Origin of the sequence: Pseudomonas sp. CCI1.1, assembly GCF_034348165.1 — a bacterium.
Classification (GTDB): domain Bacteria; phylum Pseudomonadota; class Gammaproteobacteria; order Pseudomonadales; family Pseudomonadaceae; genus Aquipseudomonas; species Aquipseudomonas paracarnis.
Window position 1 is genome coordinate 959,314 of sequence record NZ_CP133780.1, and the last position, 15,725, is coordinate 975,038.

The window sequence follows — 15,725 nt, forward strand, 5'->3', positions numbered from 1 at the left end:
TGCTCAATACGCCCTTTTTGAACATGATTTTTCGCCCCTTAACAGTCTCTGGAAAATAAATCTTGGGCCTGTCCCGTGACAACGGACGCCAAGAAGCGATACTTAAATCGTTCTCTTGGAGGTTGCCATGTATCCATCCACTCGCCGTAACTACACCGATGAGTTCAAGACTCAAGCGGTTGCGTTAGCTGAAAGCGTTGGCAGAACCGAAGCTGCCCGCCAGCTAGAGATGTCCGTCAAAACGCTCGATAACTGGGTGAACGCCACGCGCAAGGGTCAACCGTTGAGCTCGCCCGAGCGCAAGCCCATCACTAAGGAGGACAGCGAGCTTGCCCGCCTGCGAGCCGAGGTTGCCGAGCTAAAAATGGAGCGTGAAATCCTAAAAAAGGCGGCGGTATTCTTCGCCAGAGAGTCCAGGTGAGATACGCCTTCGTCGCTGCTGAACGGACTCAATACCCGGTACGTATGTTGTGCCGGGTGATGGAAGTCTCAACTTCAGGTTTCTACGATTACACGCACAGGCAGCCTCGCCCTGATCCTGACGCTCAGATTCGCATTGAGTTGCGCAGCGTCTATGCGGCCAGTCGACACACCTACGGTCGGCCAAGGTTGGTCGCAGCCTTACGCCAGAAATCGTATGCAGTGGGCCACAAGCGAGTCAGCCGGTTGATGCAGGAGGAGGGTATTCACGGCAAGTCCAAACGCGGTTTCAGGCCCTGTACCACTGACAGCAACCATTACTTGCCGGTCGCGAACAATGTGGTGGCGCGGCAGTTTGCCATCGATAACCCCACTCCGACTTGGGTCAGTGATATCACCTATCTCCCAACCAGAGAGGGTTGGCTGTATCTGGCCGTAGTGTTGAGCATCCAGACCCGCCAGATCTTGGGCTACAGCTTGTCAGACCGCATGCCAGATGGCCTGGTGGAAAGTGCGTTTCTGAATGCCTGGAGCGCCTGTTCTGGCACTAGCGGAGCAGTATTTCACTCCGATCAGGGCCGTCAGTACGCAAGCAGTAAGTTCCGTCTAGCGTTAGCTAAGAAGGACTTCAAACAGAGCATGAGTCGAAAGGGAAATTGCTGGGATAACGCAGTGGCGGAGAGTTTTTTCGCTACGCTGAAAAGAGAGGAGGCTTTTGGGGTCTACCCCACCAAAAAACAGGCACAGCTATCGATCGCCAGCTATGTGCATGGGGTTTACAACAGCAGTCGACTGCACTCAGCTCTGGGGTATCGTTCTCCGAACGAATATGCAAAGAGCTTGAGGCAGAAGACTGGATAACCAGCTTCATGGCGTACGCTGCCGGGGGACAGGCCCACCGAGGCAAATCCTCGTCCTCTTGCCGAACCTGTCTATAGGACAAATAAGGAGGCCAAGCAGGCTGCAGAAGCGTTGGGGTATAAAAAAATCAACGAAACAGTTCATGATGGGCAGGCTGTTTTCAAACAGGGGAATTTGTATATCACTAGGGACCTTTACGGACATAACGGAGGAGCATGGAAAGCAGCTAAATCGGTTAAAGCGCTTGGCTCGAAAGATACGAGACTGGGTACTTTTGACGTGAATATGAAACGTATTGGTGATTGAAATGAAAAAAACTGAGATGCCGGATTGGATTACACGTGGGAAGACCATTTCTGAATTAATTGAAGAATTACGCTCATTTGAGGATCAAACTCTTATGGTTGAGATTTCAGTTGACGGTGGCGTAAGTAAAAAGCCAATCAGCTTGGTTGGGAAGGAAGATGGTGTCTGTGTTTTATTTAATTGCGAGTCGGATTTTTAACGCGGGCTATGGTAGTGCCGGGGGGCGTAGAGCAGAATAGATGGGGCTACGGTGACTCTACCCGACACTGCGGCCAATCGAATTACGGGCAAGGTCAAATGCAAAGAATTCGATATCAGCATTATGGCGAAACAAAAAGGGGACAGATTTGAATGGCACTTAATTAACAGCTAACAGGCTGATCTGATTACAAAAAAATGAAGAAAAGGCCGCCCTTGGTCTACGGTGATAGTTGTGAACACACACCACTCGAACAAGGACAGCCCGCGTGAATCGCAGACCTCAAGTCGTCAGGCATCCACCCGCCATCGTCATGACTTGGCCTGCGCCGAGTACGTTGGTTGTCGGGTGGCCCGCCAATGCAGGATTTGCTGTTGAATATTCCAGTGAATAATCTGCTCGTAGAGCTTCTCGACGAAAGCGACATCAAGTTCGGCTTCTACCGCCCATAGTCGCCGCTCCTCAAGCATGGCCGCGACGCGTTCAGGTGCTGGAATGTCCTGTTCGTTGGCTTTGAACTGCGCCGCAGCCTTTACGTAACGCAGGCGTTTTTGTAGCGAGTCAAGGATCTGGCGGTCAAAAAAGTCGATGCCCGCTCGAATGTCATTGAGGTTCTCGCAGGCTTGTGGCGGTTTTAGCGGCAGCATGAGGCTGGTCTCTTTCAATAATGGGTACGCAAGTTGAATGACGCCGCGGGCAATCGCTCGACGACCGTTTGTTCAGTGAATGCTCGCTTGGATCGAAGGGTATTCAGTTGAGCTTCGGCAACCACTTCGTCGATCAAGGCGTCGATCATGCTGCAGTCGTGATGATGAGGTGTGGTGATCAGGTGTGCCGAATTACCGGAGGTGGCCAGGCAGTATTTCGTCGCAATTCTTTCTGATGGGCAAGGGAACACGACGGTGATGGAGTTTTCGTTGCGCCAGGCATCAATGCCCGAGGCCTGGAAGCGGTCGACGGCGTACTGTGCCGTGTCCAGGCTGTGTTTGATTCGATGGCGCCATTCAGCCCATGAGTAGCTGCGCAGTGCCGCCCACATCATCAGGGGTGTGTGGCCGTTGCGCGAGCCGCTGATGGTCTTGTCATGGGCGCGGATATAGTCCACTTCCACTGAAATGCGCGCGACGTTGTTGCGTTTGGCCACGACAATTCCGCAAGGAATGGGCGAGCCGATCATCTTGTGGCCGGAGACGCAGATCGAGTCGATGCCGTCGGCAAACGAGAAGGGTTGTGGGTGATCGACGAAGGGCAGGATCATCCCGCTCAAGGCCGCATCAGCGTGCAGGTAGTAGTCGTGGCGGGCAATGCCTGCCTGTTGCAGGCGTTGCTGGATGGTCACGATATTATCCACGGCTCCACGCATCGTGGTGCCGATGTTGGCGAAGATGATGGGGTGACGCTCCTGGTCGGCGGTTATTTTTGCCATCAGGTCGTCGTAGTCGATTTCGCCATTGGGCAGCGATTCGACCGCACGGCATTTGATCCGCAATAATTTGACGATCTTTGCCACGGAGTAGTGGGTGTCTTTCGAGTAGTACAGGGTGCCGTCCGGAAACAGTTCGCGTCCCAGGTAGCAGCCAAACATATTGCCTTCCGTCCCGCCATTGGTGACGTAACCCCAACTGTCTTCAAGGGCAATGTTGAACAGCTCGGCGAAATACGTCATGACGTCTTTTTCAAAGTCGAACGAGTTCAACAGGTAGTTGCTGTACTCGTTCCAGTCCCCGCAGTTGTTAATTGAAAACTGCAAGAAACGGTGCAGCTGGGAGTAATCAAAATCGGCTGATTCGGGATACCCAATGTTGAAATACTGATGTGTCACGCAGTGCTGCCAGAAGCCTTCAAGCTTGCTTTGGTCGGCAGGGGATAAAGTCATGTCTAACTCCTTTTAAAACGACTGGGTGACGCCGCCCGGTCAGGCGGCTATCTGCCTCGCGTCTACCAATGACCACCAGCTGCTGAGCGTGGGCGAATCCGCCAGTTCTTCGAAGCTGACGGCAATGCCACGCTCCTTGAGTTCGGCAGCGAGTCTCATCACTTGCAAGGAGTCGAGGCCATAGAAAATCAGGTTTTCCTCGGGGTCCAGGTCTTCACAGTCCTCGACGAGTTGCCGCACGCGAGTCTGCAACCAGGCGCGGGTGGTTTCCGCTGCCAGAAGCTGACGCAGGTGCTTCTTGTCAATCTTGCCCACGGGGGTCAGCGGCATGGTTTCGATTAACCGGATGCGGTCGGGCAGTTTGTATTCGGCGATGCCGAGTTCCATCAGGTGACGTCTGAGCGCGGGCGGCTTCAGGCTCGGGTTGCGTGAGACGACGAACGCGCAGCTTTTTTCTCCCAGCCTGTCATCGGGCATGGCCACCAAGCCCGCGTGAGTCACATCAGGATGGAGGACGATGAGGTTTTCGATTTCCTCCGAGGCGACTTTTTCACCGCCACGGTTGATCTGGTCCTTGACCCTGCCGACCACGCGCAAATCGCCGCTGGGCATGAGTTGGACGAGGTCGCCGGAGTAGTAGTACCCCTCGTTATCGAACGCCTGGGCATTTTGTTCGGGGCTTTGGTAGTACCCGCAAAAAGTGTAAGGGCCACGTGTGGCGAGCATGCCAGGTTCTCCGTCCGGGACGGGGAGGCCTTGTTCGTCAACGATTTTGATTTCATCGTCGGGGCTGATCGGACGGCCCTGGGTAGTAAAAATCTGTTCGTCGGAGTCATTTAGCCGGGTGTAGTTGATCAGGCCTTCGGCCATCCCGAATACCTGTTGCAGCTTACAACCGAGCACGCCGGGCACCTGGCGTGCCAGCGAGTCGGCAAAACAGGCGCCACCGACCTGGAGGAACTCAAGCGATTGCAGTTGTTCTTTATGCTCCGGCGCTGCCTGCAGCCACAAGGCGACTGCACTTGGCACCAAGGCCACAGTATTGACTTCTTGGCGCTGGATGATCGAAAAACAGGTCAAGGGCTCCGGGCTGGGCGCCATGATGATGCAGCCGCCAGCATGTAGAACACCGAGGGCGCCGGGGGAGCTGAGCAAGAAGTTATGGGCGGCAGGTAGCGCGCATAGAAAGCGCGTGCGTGGCGTAAGTTCGCATACTTGCGCGCTTGCCCTGGCGTTGTAGTAATAGTCGTTGTGAGTGCGGGGGATGAGTTTGGGGGTGCCCGTGCTGCCGCCTGACAGTTGGAACAATGCGACCTCGCCGGGCCCCGAGGGGGAGACGTTCACGTTGCTCTCGCTCGGCGTATTGATCCAGTCGGCGAGGTTGTTTTCGTGACGTTGCTCGCCCAACAGCAAGATGATGTCTGGACTTGAACCCACCTCCTTGAAGTCGGCGATATAGCTGTCGTCACGGAAGACTTCATGTTCGCGGGAGGCAATCAACAACGTTGGCGCGATTTGTTTGGCGTAACTCTTGAGTTCAAGTTTGCGATGGCTGTAGAGCGCGTTGAGGGGTGCGATTCCTGACTTGAGCAGGGCAAAAAGGACAATGTAAAACTCCGCGATATTGGGCAACTGCACCAGTGCAGTGTCACCGTTGCCAAGCCCGCTGGCGGCCAGTCGCGAGGCCAGGTTGGAAGACAATTGGTCCAACTCGGCATAGCTGAAGTGGCGATCGCCGCAAATAATCGCGGGGGCGTCGGGTTGCGACTGGCTGCGTTCCTGAAGGAGGTGGGTGAGCGGTTTGTCGAGCCAATAGCCTTTGTCCCGATAACGCTGTGCGCTTTCCAGAGGCCAGTGGTTAAATTCAATAGTCATAGTATTCACGTGTGAAAAAATTCGAGTTAGTGGGCCAATCCGCAGGCGCGCAGCATGGTGCCAAGTTTGGTCTGGACTTCTGCCCATTCGGAGTCGGGGCTTGAGGCTTCAACGATGCCTGCGCCGGCGAACAGGCGGACCTTGTTTCGCCTGACCGTGCCGCAACGAATCGTTACGACCCATTCGCCATTGCCCTGGGCATCGCACCAACCCACCATGCCGGTGAACAGGCCGCGCTCGAAGGGTTCGACGAAGCGAATCAGGCGCCGGGCGCGCTCGGTGGGGAAGCCGCACACAGCCGGTGTGGGGTGCAAGCGGCAGGCAAGCTGCAAGGCCGATACAGCCGGGTCTGCCAGCGTACCTTCGATGCGGGTCGAGAGGTGCCAGAGCGCGGGCGTGCTGATGAGGGAGGGGCGTTGCGGCACATTCAGCTGCGGGCACAGTTTCCCCAGTTGGCTGACGATGTCCTGGGTCACGAACCCGTGTTCGTAGTGATCTTTTTCCGATGTCAGCAACCAGTCTGCATTGCGCCGGTCGGCTTCTGGATCGGCCATGCGCTTGGCTGACCCTGCCAGCGGGTTGGACAGAAAGCTCAGGCCTTCCTTGCGGACCAGAAGTTCGGGACTGACACCGATCAGCGTGGTGCCATCAGGCATTGGCACACGGAAGTGGTAGCCGCTCGGGTTCTGGGTTTTCAGGTTGTGCTGCAGGGCACTCACATCCACATCGTTTGCAAATATCAGCTCGCGTTGAACCGAGAGCACAGCCTTGCGTACGTCGCTGTGGCGGAAGTTGACGACGGCGTGTTCCACCGCCCGTTTGAAGGCCTGTTCGTCCGGAATGTTTTTCTGTTCGATCAACTCAGGCAGCGTCGACATACCCGTTTTCGCGTGGATGTCTCGGGTCCGCCATTGCGCGTGTTCGGGAATGTAGAGGCAGGAAGGTTCAGCAGGGTCGAAAGGGATGGCGCCAACGATGATTGGGTTGCTCTGGCCAGCTTCGCGCGCCCGATCAAGCGCTTGCGCAATTGTCTGCTGGAACAGGCTATTGGCGTCATCGCCGCCAATGGCAGGTGTTTCAATTCTCTGCAGCATCCCGGTGACCGCTAACTCGCGATCGCCGGATGTGAACGAAAAACTACGTTGTACCTCTGCGAGTTGCACCTCTTCCATCTCGGTCGTTCTTAGGGTGCCCGTTCTCATTGGGGGAAGCCTCCGTGGCCTAGGGATAAAAAGAAATCTTGAAATAGAATCATTATCGTTTCTAATATGTGATGCTAATCATTACGATTTGTCAATCACATGAGTGAGCCATGAGAGAGTTAACTTCAATGCAAGCCGCCTGTTGGATCGGGCGGACTGCTCATGCGTTTTTAGGGAAAGTTTCAGCTCATCTGTATGCCGAATTCGATGGCCATTGCATTGAGCTGGAGCGGCTGCGCAAGGCACTTGAGCAGGTATGTCGGGTGCACCCCATGCTGCGAGTCAGGCTGAATGCAGAAGGGCTTCAATCCATTGCTGCGATGGACCAGTCACCGCTATTGGAGGTGGAGGATTTACGTTGGATGAGTGAAGAGGAGGTTGCGCAGCGCCTGCTCTGCAAGCGTGAGGAATGGACTCATCAGCAGCTTGATCTGTGTCAAGGGCCCGCAGCACGGTTTTGTGTGAGCCTGCTGGCCAATGATGCGTTTCGGCTGCATGTCGATACGGACATGATCGCCATTGACCCATCCAGTTTTCGCACGTTGATAGAAGACCTGGCAGAGCTCTATGAACATCCAGAGGCCGCTCTGCCACACACGCCATCGTTCTTCGACTGGTATGACAAAGCGCGCACCGATAGCGCACTTAAAACGGCCCGCGACCGGGACCGTCGCTGGTGGCGCGAGCGTCTGCCTGATATCGCGCCGGCGCCGACGTTACCTTTTCTTGAAACCCCGCCTGACCAGCCGCACAGCGATCGACTCAGCACATGGCTGGGTCCAGAAGAGCGCCAGGCGTTACAGCGTCTCGCCCGCGAACGCAGAATAACGCTGTCTACCTTGATGATGGGGGTGTTTGCAGCGGCCCTCGGCGCCCAAACGGGAGACAAGCGATTTCGCCTCAATGTCCCTACGTTCTGGCGACCTGCGCTGGTGGGCGAGGTTGAGCGGATCGTCGGCGATTTTGCCAACATGCTGATTCTGGATATCGATCTGGAGGCGGCCCGGAGCCTGGCCGAGCTGTGCAGGCAACTGGCAGGCAATATGGTGGATTTGCTCGAGCATTGCGCTTATCCCGGGGTGAACCTGATGCGCGACCTGTCGCGTCATCATGGCGCTGCGCAACTGGCCCCTGTTGTGTTTACCGCCGGGCTGGATCTGTCTGGCGCAGACCTTCTTTCTGAGCGGGTGCGGCGAGTGTTGGGCCCCATGAACTGGGTGGTTTCCCAAGGGCCTCAGGTTGCGCTAGACGCGCAGGTTGTCTGCGCCGACGGCGGCATCTTGATCAATTGGGATATCCGTCTGGATGCGTTACCACCCGCCTGGGTGTCGGAGTTTTTCGACCGTTTCGTGCTGATGGTGCGCGAGGTGGCCGCTTGCTCCGCTGTTCTGGACCAGCCACTCTCCCAGCCAGCGGTTGTCGCAAAACCACTGACCGCTTTACAGCAGGCTTATTTGCTTGGGCGCAGCGCGCAGATGCCGCTGGGTGGTGTGGCCATGCAAGAGTTTCGCGAGTACCGCGGCGCTATGGATCCGGCACTGCTGCGGAGCCGGCTGGTCGAGATGGTCCAGCGCCACGAAAGCCTGAGAGTACGCATCGACGCGCAGAAACTCGTGCAGTTCGTCAGCGATGAGGTGCAGTTGAACCTGGACGAAGTCGACCTTACGACCTTATCGCCAGAAGAGGCGCTCAACTACGTCGAGGCGCGCCGCGAGGCGTATGCGCATGCGTTGTTCGAGCTGGACCGTTCGCCCTGGAACGTCACGATCTTCAAGCTTCCGGAGGGCCAGTTGAGCGTCTTCGTACGCCTCGACGCCTTGATTCTCGATGGGCGCTCAATCGCCACCCTCATGGTCGAGCTGTTCGACGGCACAACTGGCGAGGAGTCGTTCCCGCAGACGGCATCCGAGCCAGAGGATTTGGACAGTAAGCGCAAGGCAGATTCCGTTTATTGGAAAGCCAAGCTTGCTGCGGTCAGCGGGGCACCGCGGCTGCCGTGGATCACTGCGCTGGATCGGGTGGGCGCTTCACGCTACGAGCGACAGAGCCTGCTGATCCCCAAGCCTACGTTCGGCGCCTATTGCAAGTTGGGCGCGCGGCAGCGGCTGTTTAAAAACACCACGCTAATGGCACTGGTGCTGGAAGTGCTCTCGCACTGGCTCGATGAGGGTGGTTTGTGTGTTGCGGTGCCTGTTGCCCCGCAAACGGTCGGTGCCTTTGCGAATCGCTCAAGCTTTATCGCGATCAATTGGAGCGCCGAGCCAGATGGTTTTGCCGAACGCGCTGCCAAGCTGCAAGTAGATGTGCTGGAAGGGTTGCAGCACCTGAGCTTTTCAGGGGTGGACCTTGCTCGTTTGCTGTTCGAGTCCCATGGTCCCGGCCCGGTGCTTCCGGTGGTGATCACCAACGGGTTTTCCTGGCCAGTCTCGGCGCAGGGCAGCCCGATGAGCCTGCACGGCGGTCTGACCCAGACGCCACAGGTGGCGATGGATATTCGCTTCTCGGCCAATGCCGACGGCGAATTGGTGTTCGATATCGACTATGCACGCGCAGTGCTGGAGCCGGAGCTTGTCAGCGCCGTTTTGAACGCAATCGAAAAAGCGGTCGACCAAGCCACCACAAGCGGGGTTTTGGCCGTTGATGCCAAGGCGATAATCGAAAAAGGCCACTACCGTTTCAATAGTCGGGTCACTGAAGCGTGCCGCGAAGGGTTTCTCGACAGGATCGCGACCAACATCTTTGATCGGAGCAATACCAAAACTGCTCTTATCAGTGGTGATCGGCTAATCAGCTATGCCGAACTCGGCCACAGCGTGTGCTGCATCATCGGGGCATTGAAAGCGCGCGGATTATCACGTGGGCAAGTCGTCGCCATCTGCCTGCCTCGCAGCCCGGAACATACGATGGTGACGTTGGCGTGTGCTCTGACAGGCGTAATCTGGGTTCCCATCGACGTTTCAGCGCCGGCCGAGCGGTTGCGTTACCTGCTGGAAAACTGTCAGCCCGATCTTGTGGTGATTGCCCAGCATGAGTCTGTCGGCTCAGTCACGGCTACACCGGCGGAACTCTTGGCTGTGCAGACCCAGGCGATGCCCGTGCTGGATGACCTGTCGTTAAGCGACGCCCCGGCCTATTACCTTTATACCTCGGGCACCACTGGTAAACCCAAATGCGTGGTTCTGAACAACCGAGCCACCGCCAATGTCGTCGGCAGCACCCTTGAACGTTGGGCTGTCACCGAGCGCGATGTGTTCATGTCCGTGACTCCACTTCACCATGACATGTCGGTGTTCGACGTTTTCGGATGCCTGACGGCAGGGGCAACACTGGTGCTTACCGGGGGTGGCGAGGAAAAGGACGCCGTACGCTGGAACCAGTTGATCGCCCAACATCAGGTGACGTTGTGGTGCTCTGTGCCCGCTATTTTGGAAATGCTCCTTTCATGCCGCACCAGCCATGATTTGAAGAGCCTGCGTTTGATTGCTCAGGGCGGTGATTACATCAAGCCGGCCGTGATCGCCGAGTTGCGTGAACTGCTGCCGTCATCTCGGTTGATTTCCCTGGGGGGGCCGACGGAGACCACCATCTGGAGTATCTGGCATGAAATTACGGACGATGACCGTGCGCTGATTCCTTATGGAAGGCCCTTGCCCGGAAATAGCTACTTCGTCCTAGACCCACGAGGCGAGCATTGCCCGGCAGGCGTAGTTGGCCGAATTCACACCGCCGGCGTCAATCTCGCGCTGGGGTACCTCGAAAACGGCGAGTTGGCTCAAAGCGAGTTCGTGACCGTCACTGATGAACATGGCCAAGCCGTTCGGGCGTTCCGGACCGGTGACTGCGGGCGTTACCGCCGCGACGGTACCTTGATCTTCGACAGTCGGGTAAATGGCTACGTGAAAGTTCGCGGTGTGCGGGTATCGCTTCCGGATATCGAGATAGCGCTGATCAATCATCCGTCGCTCAGGCACGTGTTGGTCGTGGATTACGGCGAGCAGCGCCAAGGCGAGGTCTGCATTGGCGCTTTGTATGTCTGTCAGCAGGGCGGCGAAGAGCCGACCACCACCGAACTCCGCAACTTCGCCCGTCAGCACCTGCCGCACTCCCATGTGCCCACGCGTTTGCTCAGGGTGGACGCGTTGCCGCTGTCGCAGAACGGCAAGCCTGATCGTCAACGGGCCCGCAGCCTGCTTACGGCTTCGGTAAATGACGCAAGTGAGCCCGCTGCGATGAGGCGCTCGACGCCACGCAACAAGGTATTGGATATCTACTTGAGCGTACTGGGGCGACCGCTGGCGGATGGGGCGAATGCCAGCGTGGACTTTATTAGCCTTGGGCTACGGCCCCAGCATTTGAAGGCGATTTCGGCGCGGGTCCAAGAGGATTTCTCGGTGCGCCTTTCGCCAGGGCAGCTCCTGCGCTGTCGCAATGCACAAGACGTTGAACGCCTGCTCATGGCTGAGGGTTCCTGAGCGTGTAACGGATGTTGATATAAGCGCGGTGGCGCGCCTGCGCGCACGTCAACTGCAATAACCAAACAGTTGGGCCTAGGGAGATGGATTGGATGATGGATGTACAAAGTGTTGATATTACCGGCGTTGGCATTGGCCCCTTTAATCTGGGTTTGGCCGCGTTACTGTCCAAGCATCCTGGCGTGACCGGTGTTTTCCTTGACCGGAAAGCGGAATTTCGCTGGCATGAAGGGCTTTTGTTACCAGGCACAACGCTTCAGGTTCCGTTTCTGGCCGACCTGGTGACGATGGCGGATCCCACCCATCAGCTCAGTTATCTGAACTACCTGCATCAGCACGATCGCCTGTACCCGTTCTACTATTACGAAAACTTTCAGGTGCCTCGCCGTGAATACGATCACTACTGCCGCTGGGCGTCGCAGCAGCTGCCAGCCTGCCATTTCGGCGAGGAGATCTGTGATGTGACGTATGACGCCAACGCTGGCCAGTTTCTGGTAGAGAGCCAATCAGTGTCAGGCTTCAAGCGCTATTATCACAGTCGGGACCTGGCGATTGGTGTCGGTACGGCGCCTGTATTGCCCCAGTGGGCACAGGTCAAGAGCACCGCGCCGGTGATGCACTCGGCGGAGTTCGGCAAGCGTCAGCAACAGTTGTCGAAATGCCAGCGGGTCACGGTCATTGGCTCCGGCCAAAGTGCGGCCGAATGTGTGTTGGCCTTGTTCAGCGAGTTGACACCCGAGCGGATTGCAGCAGGGGCGTCGATTCGCTGGATCACACGCTCAGCGGGTTTTCATCCCATGGAGTATTCGAAACTGGGGCAGGAGTGTTTTACGCCGTCCTACATGGAGTACTTCCACAGCATTCCGAGGGAGCGACGCCGTGCCATCGTTGCAGGGCAAGGGCTGCTGTACAAAGGCATTAGCTTCTCGACCATCGCTGATATCTACGACCTGATCTATGAACGCTCGATTGGCGGCAGTGATCCGGGCCTGACGTTGCTATCCAATTGCGAGGTGCAGGCCGTGGAAGAGATTGATGGCATGCTGAAAATCGCTTACCGGCACCGTGAATTGAACCAGACCGGCACTCTTGAAGCTGATGCCATTGTGGCGGCGACAGGCTACGGGCATACATGGCCGCAGTGGTTTGAAAGGCTCAAGGGCGTGGTGCTTGAAACCGATGAGTATGGTGACTGTATCGTCCAGGACGATTTCACCGCACGCCGCTGCGATGCAGGCACGGGCCGTGTCTTCGTGCAGAATGCGGAGATCTTCCAGCATGGTGTTGGTTCGCCGGACTTGGGGATTGCGGCGATTCGCAATGCAACGATTATCAACCAGTTGCTTGGCCAGCCTTACTACCGCTTGCCCAAACGGTCATCGTTCCAGCGCTACGGGATGCATGAAGCGTAGAGCCGAGGGTTGAGGGTCTTGGTAGCATTACCAAGACCCTGATCAGGTTATAGGTGGATATGGTTAAGGGCGGTGCGGGCTGCGTCGGGCGTCGTAAACAGCGCGAACACCTGATCTATGGTCGTGCTCAGGCGCGCCATCTGTGCTGCGCTGTAGCGGTCCGAACGGTAAGTAATGACCAGGCGCAGCGAGCGTTTGCCGTCGATCGTGTTCTCCATGATTTCGAACTGAATACCGAACATCGATTGGTTCTTGTCCGGGTCAATCTGCCGGTAGCGGATCGTCCCGGCGTCCGGTGTGCTCAGGGTGCCATTCAAGGCGTTGTTGGCGTGTATTTGAATGTACACGTCGAACAGCAGGCCGTCTGCGGGCGTCATGCCGAGGGCCTGTTGGATCTGCTCCATCGGAATATCGGCATAAGCCATGGAATCATTGATCAGGCGAGTGGTGTTTTCAATCAGTGCGCCAACAGCCTGCTGGGGATCGAACTGCACCCGATGCGCCACCATCGTGGTGAAGTAACCGACCGTTTCATAAAACCCTGGGTCGGTGCGGCCGGAGGCGGACGTGCCGATCACAAGGTCTTTCAAATTACCGAGCTTATGCAGGGATAACGCAATCGCCGTATAGACCACACCGAACAGCGAAGCGTTATTCCGTCTGGCGAAGGCATACAGGTTATCGGTGAGCGCCTGGTCGGGTTTGATTTCGAACCATTGCGCGTTCGTCGACACTTCGCTGGCCGGCACGCTGGCCTGATAGTCAGGGCAGGGCAGTGCCAGGCCCTGGGTTGCGCCGCGCAACATGCTCGTCCAGTAGTCGAGATGTTGTTGATTGATGCCAGTGGCCTGTTGTCGTAGGGCGAACTCATGGAATGACGGTGCAGGCGCTGACCAGGTGGGTGCTTTGTCTGCTGCACGGGCGAGGTAGGCCTGAGCCAGTTCCTCCATCATCACGTTGAGTGACCATTCATCAATGGCCATGTGGTGGATCAGCAATGACAGGGTTTGGCGTTGGCGTTGCGGGTCGTAAATGAAACGAACCCGTAGGGGTAGCTCGCGGGTCAGGTCGAACTGATAGGTGGCTTCGCTTTTGAGCGTTGCACCCCGGCTTTCCTGGCTTGGCCAGAACCACTTGTATTCGGACAGCTGCTCGAACGGCACGATCTGCTGGTACGCCTCAGAGCCCTCGAAGTGGAAGGTTGAACGCAGGCTGGCGTGACGCTTTAGCAGGTCACGGAAAGCTTGCTCGAACAGTGCTTCATCCACCTGGTCGAGGAAGTCCAGGGCAAAGGGCAGGTTGAAAATTGTCCCGAACTCAAAGGCTGCGTAAGCCCGCCCAAGGGAGGCTTGGGCCAGCGCGAAAGGTGCCCTCTGTACGTCTTGCTGGCGGTCCATGGCAACAGCAGTTGCATCGTTTTGCTCGATGATATGGGCGTGTGCAGCCAAGGCGGCGGCCGACGGCGCGCTGAAAAAATCATTGAACTGGACTTCAATGCCATGGCCGCTCAGCAGCTTGCCAATGATGCGTGTGGCCAGTAGCGAATGACCGCCGAAATCAAAAAAATCATCAGTGAGTTGCATGTCAGGCTCTACCAGGGCCGCTCGAAACTCATCAAGAATAATCGACGCAACGTCGTCGTTGGCCGCAGGCTGGGCGGTGGGCGCACTGATGGGTGACGATAGCGCTTCACCATTCGCCAAGCCGTGCAACCAAGGCGTATTGCTGGCCGAATGGCCGATATAGGCGCTCAATACCTGGTGATACAAATGGTCTTCCTGGCAACTCTGATCGAGGACCTGATGGAGTATGAAGCCAAGGATAGTGTCTTGCCCGGTTTGGATAATCAACGCCTTGAATGGCGGCTGGCTTTGCGCGTCCCAGGGTGCCATTTGCTGCGCGCGCAAATGCTCGGTGGCCTCTACGTCCGAGTGTAGATGCATGAGTTCAAAGCAGGACTGCCAGTCAGCGGCGTGCACTTTGTGCACTTCACCATCGTCGTTGAACAGGTAGCGCGCATTCAGATCGGGGAGTGTTTCGATAACGCTCCTGATCGCTGACGTAAGTCGTGAAAGGTCAATGTCGGCGTCGAATCGCCAGGCGCTGAAGTGCTTGAGCACGCGTTCGGGATATTGCTGCTGCAAGAGCCAGAAATGCTCTTCGTTATCAGTGACAGACAGTTTCGGTAACGAGTCTGGATTGAGTTCCATCATGGAAATTTCCCGCCTTATCAAACTGAACAGTAAGAAGTAGAGAGGGCACCGCAGTGCCGACAGGCCGATCCTCGGTCTGCTGCAACGCTCAGAAATCCAGGCGCAAGAGAAGGTGCAAGCAACTCACATTTGCAGGGGGTCAATGAACGCCGTATGATGTTAAATAATAATCATACCTATTCGCATTAGTCAAAAGCTGATCGCGAATTGACCGTCTCAGGAGAGGTGTTGTGAACAACGGAGCGTTCGCGTCCACGCAGCAATTTGAAAAGCTCTATGTCGACCATCACGGTTGGCTATGCAGCCTGTTGCGCCGCAAGTTGGGCAGCTCGGTCGATGCCGCTGATCTCGCTCACGATGTCTATCTCAATCTCATCAAGAAAGGCCGGGTTCCTTCCACCGAGGATTCTCGCGCCCACCTGACCCAAATCGCCAAAGGCATGGTGATCGATCTTTATCGCCGACGTCATCTTGAGGCCCGCCATCTGGAGGCGCTCAAGTTGCAGGCCGAACTGTTGGTCCCGTCAGAGGAGCGACGTGCCCTCGTGAGTGAAGCGCTGGCTCAGATCGATGACGCATTGCGCCGCAAGCCAGCCAAAACCCGCCAAGCGCTGCTGCTGTGCAAGTTGCATGGTATGGGCCACCGCGACATTGCCTGCGAGTTGAAAGTGTCGGTGTCTTCCGTCGAGAAGTACATCGCGTCTGGCCTGCGAGCCTGCTACCCATTCGTGCCCGGGCTGGTGCCTGGCACCGCCTCATCGATTAATGAACGTCTCGATTGAGGATTTTGCGTTGCCGTTCGGAATACAAAGTACGCAGCGCATACCACTCAAACCTAAAGGAAGCCAGGTGGCCTTCAGGCTACCTGCAGTGGTTATTCAGGAGAACT

At 56.7% G+C, this 15,725-nt stretch carries 12 protein-coding genes; 7 read left to right on the forward strand and 5 right to left on the reverse strand.

The window, feature by feature from the left end; translation table 11 throughout:
• Positions 1-127 precede the first annotated feature (127 nt).
• The 4 genes from RHM69_RS04135 to RHM69_RS04150 all read left to right on the forward strand — a co-directional run bounded on the left by RHM69_RS04135 (position 128) and on the right by RHM69_RS04150 (position 1,786).
• Positions 128-421: a transposase gene (locus RHM69_RS04135; RefSeq protein ID WP_020300742.1), complete on the forward strand. Its 294-nt coding sequence runs from the start codon at positions 128-130 to the stop codon at positions 419-421.
• Positions 418-1,281, forward strand: coding sequence for an IS3 family transposase (locus tag RHM69_RS04140; protein ID WP_200601021.1), 864 nt, complete (start codon positions 418-420; stop codon positions 1,279-1,281). Before RHM69_RS04135 ends, RHM69_RS04140 begins: the two co-directional genes overlap by 4 nt.
• Positions 1,282-1,392: 111 nt before the next feature.
• Positions 1,393-1,587 carry a toxin C-terminal domain-containing protein gene (locus RHM69_RS04145; RefSeq protein WP_234452052.1) on the forward strand — a complete coding sequence of 65 codons (195 nt, stop codon included), beginning with the start codon at positions 1,393-1,395 and terminating at the stop codon, positions 1,585-1,587.
• A 1-nt stretch (position 1,588) separates the two neighbouring features.
• On the forward strand, positions 1,589-1,786 hold the full coding sequence (locus RHM69_RS04150; RefSeq protein ID WP_032872340.1) for a hypothetical protein: 198 nt from the start codon (positions 1,589-1,591) through the stop codon (positions 1,784-1,786).
• A 311-nt stretch (positions 1,787-2,097) separates the two neighbouring features.
• Here RHM69_RS04150 and RHM69_RS04155 read toward each other — a convergent pair whose 3' ends face one another.
• From RHM69_RS04155 to RHM69_RS04170, 4 genes are read right to left on the reverse strand one after another with little or no spacing between them, the layout of a single operon-like run.
• Positions 2,098-2,433: an isochorismate lyase gene (locus RHM69_RS04155; RefSeq protein WP_014718554.1), complete on the reverse strand. Its 336-nt coding sequence runs from the start codon at positions 2,431-2,433 to the stop codon at positions 2,098-2,100.
• A 14-nt stretch (positions 2,434-2,447) separates the two neighbouring features.
• Positions 2,448-3,662, reverse strand: coding sequence for a histidine decarboxylase (locus RHM69_RS04160; protein ID WP_014718553.1), 1,215 nt, complete (start codon positions 3,660-3,662; stop codon positions 2,448-2,450).
• A 39-nt stretch (positions 3,663-3,701) separates the two neighbouring features.
• Complete coding sequence (locus RHM69_RS04165) at positions 3,702-5,537, reverse strand: (2,3-dihydroxybenzoyl)adenylate synthase (RefSeq protein WP_019817101.1); 1,836 nt, start codon at positions 5,535-5,537, stop codon at positions 3,702-3,704.
• Positions 5,538-5,563: 26 nt separating this feature from the next.
• Positions 5,564-6,709, reverse strand: a complete 1,146-nt coding sequence (locus RHM69_RS04170; protein ID WP_106111176.1) for an isochorismate synthase — start codon at positions 6,707-6,709, stop codon at positions 5,564-5,566.
• A 140-nt stretch (positions 6,710-6,849) separates the two neighbouring features.
• Here RHM69_RS04170 and RHM69_RS04175 point away from each other — a divergent pair, with 140 nt between their 5' ends.
• Positions 6,850-11,211: an amino acid adenylation domain-containing protein gene (locus RHM69_RS04175; protein ID WP_200601023.1), complete on the forward strand. Its 4,362-nt coding sequence runs from the start codon at positions 6,850-6,852 to the stop codon at positions 11,209-11,211.
• A gap of 92 nt (positions 11,212-11,303) precedes the next feature.
• Positions 11,304-12,623 (forward strand): putative histamine N-monooxygenase, encoded by a 1,320-nt coding sequence (gene basC, locus RHM69_RS04180; RefSeq protein WP_014718549.1) that lies wholly within the window; start codon positions 11,304-11,306, stop codon positions 12,621-12,623.
• 47 nt (positions 12,624-12,670) lie between these two features.
• On the opposite strand, the gene RHM69_RS04185 is transcribed toward basC, so the two are convergent.
• Positions 12,671-14,836: a condensation domain-containing protein gene (locus tag RHM69_RS04185; protein WP_200601025.1), complete on the reverse strand. Its 2,166-nt coding sequence runs from the start codon at positions 14,834-14,836 to the stop codon at positions 12,671-12,673.
• Positions 14,837-15,066: 230 nt separating this feature from the next.
• On the opposite strand from RHM69_RS04185, the gene RHM69_RS04190 reads away from it, so the two are divergent.
• Positions 15,067-15,618, forward strand: coding sequence for a sigma-70 family RNA polymerase sigma factor (locus RHM69_RS04190; RefSeq protein WP_014718547.1), 552 nt, complete (start codon positions 15,067-15,069; stop codon positions 15,616-15,618).
• The last annotated feature ends 107 nt before the right edge of the window (positions 15,619-15,725 follow it).

Bases quoted from the DNA above. Each gene is read 5' to 3' on its own strand.
- RHM69_RS04135 (WP_020300742.1), top strand. From the start codon at position 128: ATGTATCCATCCACTCGCCGTAACTACACCGATGAGTTCAAGACTCAA.
- RHM69_RS04150 (WP_032872340.1), top strand. From the start codon at position 1,589: ATGAAAAAAACTGAGATGCCGGATTGGATTACACGTGGGAAGACCATT.
- RHM69_RS04155 (WP_014718554.1), bottom strand. From the start codon at position 2,433: ATGCTGCCGCTAAAACCGCCACAAGCCTGCGAGAACCTCAATGACATT.
- RHM69_RS04160 (WP_014718553.1), bottom strand. From the start codon at position 3,662: ATGACTTTATCCCCTGCCGACCAAAGCAAGCTTGAAGGCTTCTGGCAG.
- RHM69_RS04165 (WP_019817101.1), bottom strand. From the start codon at position 5,537: ATGACTATTGAATTTAACCACTGGCCTCTGGAAAGCGCACAGCGTTAT.
- RHM69_RS04170 (WP_106111176.1), bottom strand. From the start codon at position 6,709: ATGGAAGAGGTGCAACTCGCAGAGGTACAACGTAGTTTTTCGTTCACA.
- RHM69_RS04175 (WP_200601023.1), top strand. From the start codon at position 6,850: ATGAGAGAGTTAACTTCAATGCAAGCCGCCTGTTGGATCGGGCGGACT.
- basC (WP_014718549.1), top strand. From the start codon at position 11,304: ATGATGGATGTACAAAGTGTTGATATTACCGGCGTTGGCATTGGCCCC.
- RHM69_RS04185 (WP_200601025.1), bottom strand. From the start codon at position 14,836: ATGATGGAACTCAATCCAGACTCGTTACCGAAACTGTCTGTCACTGAT.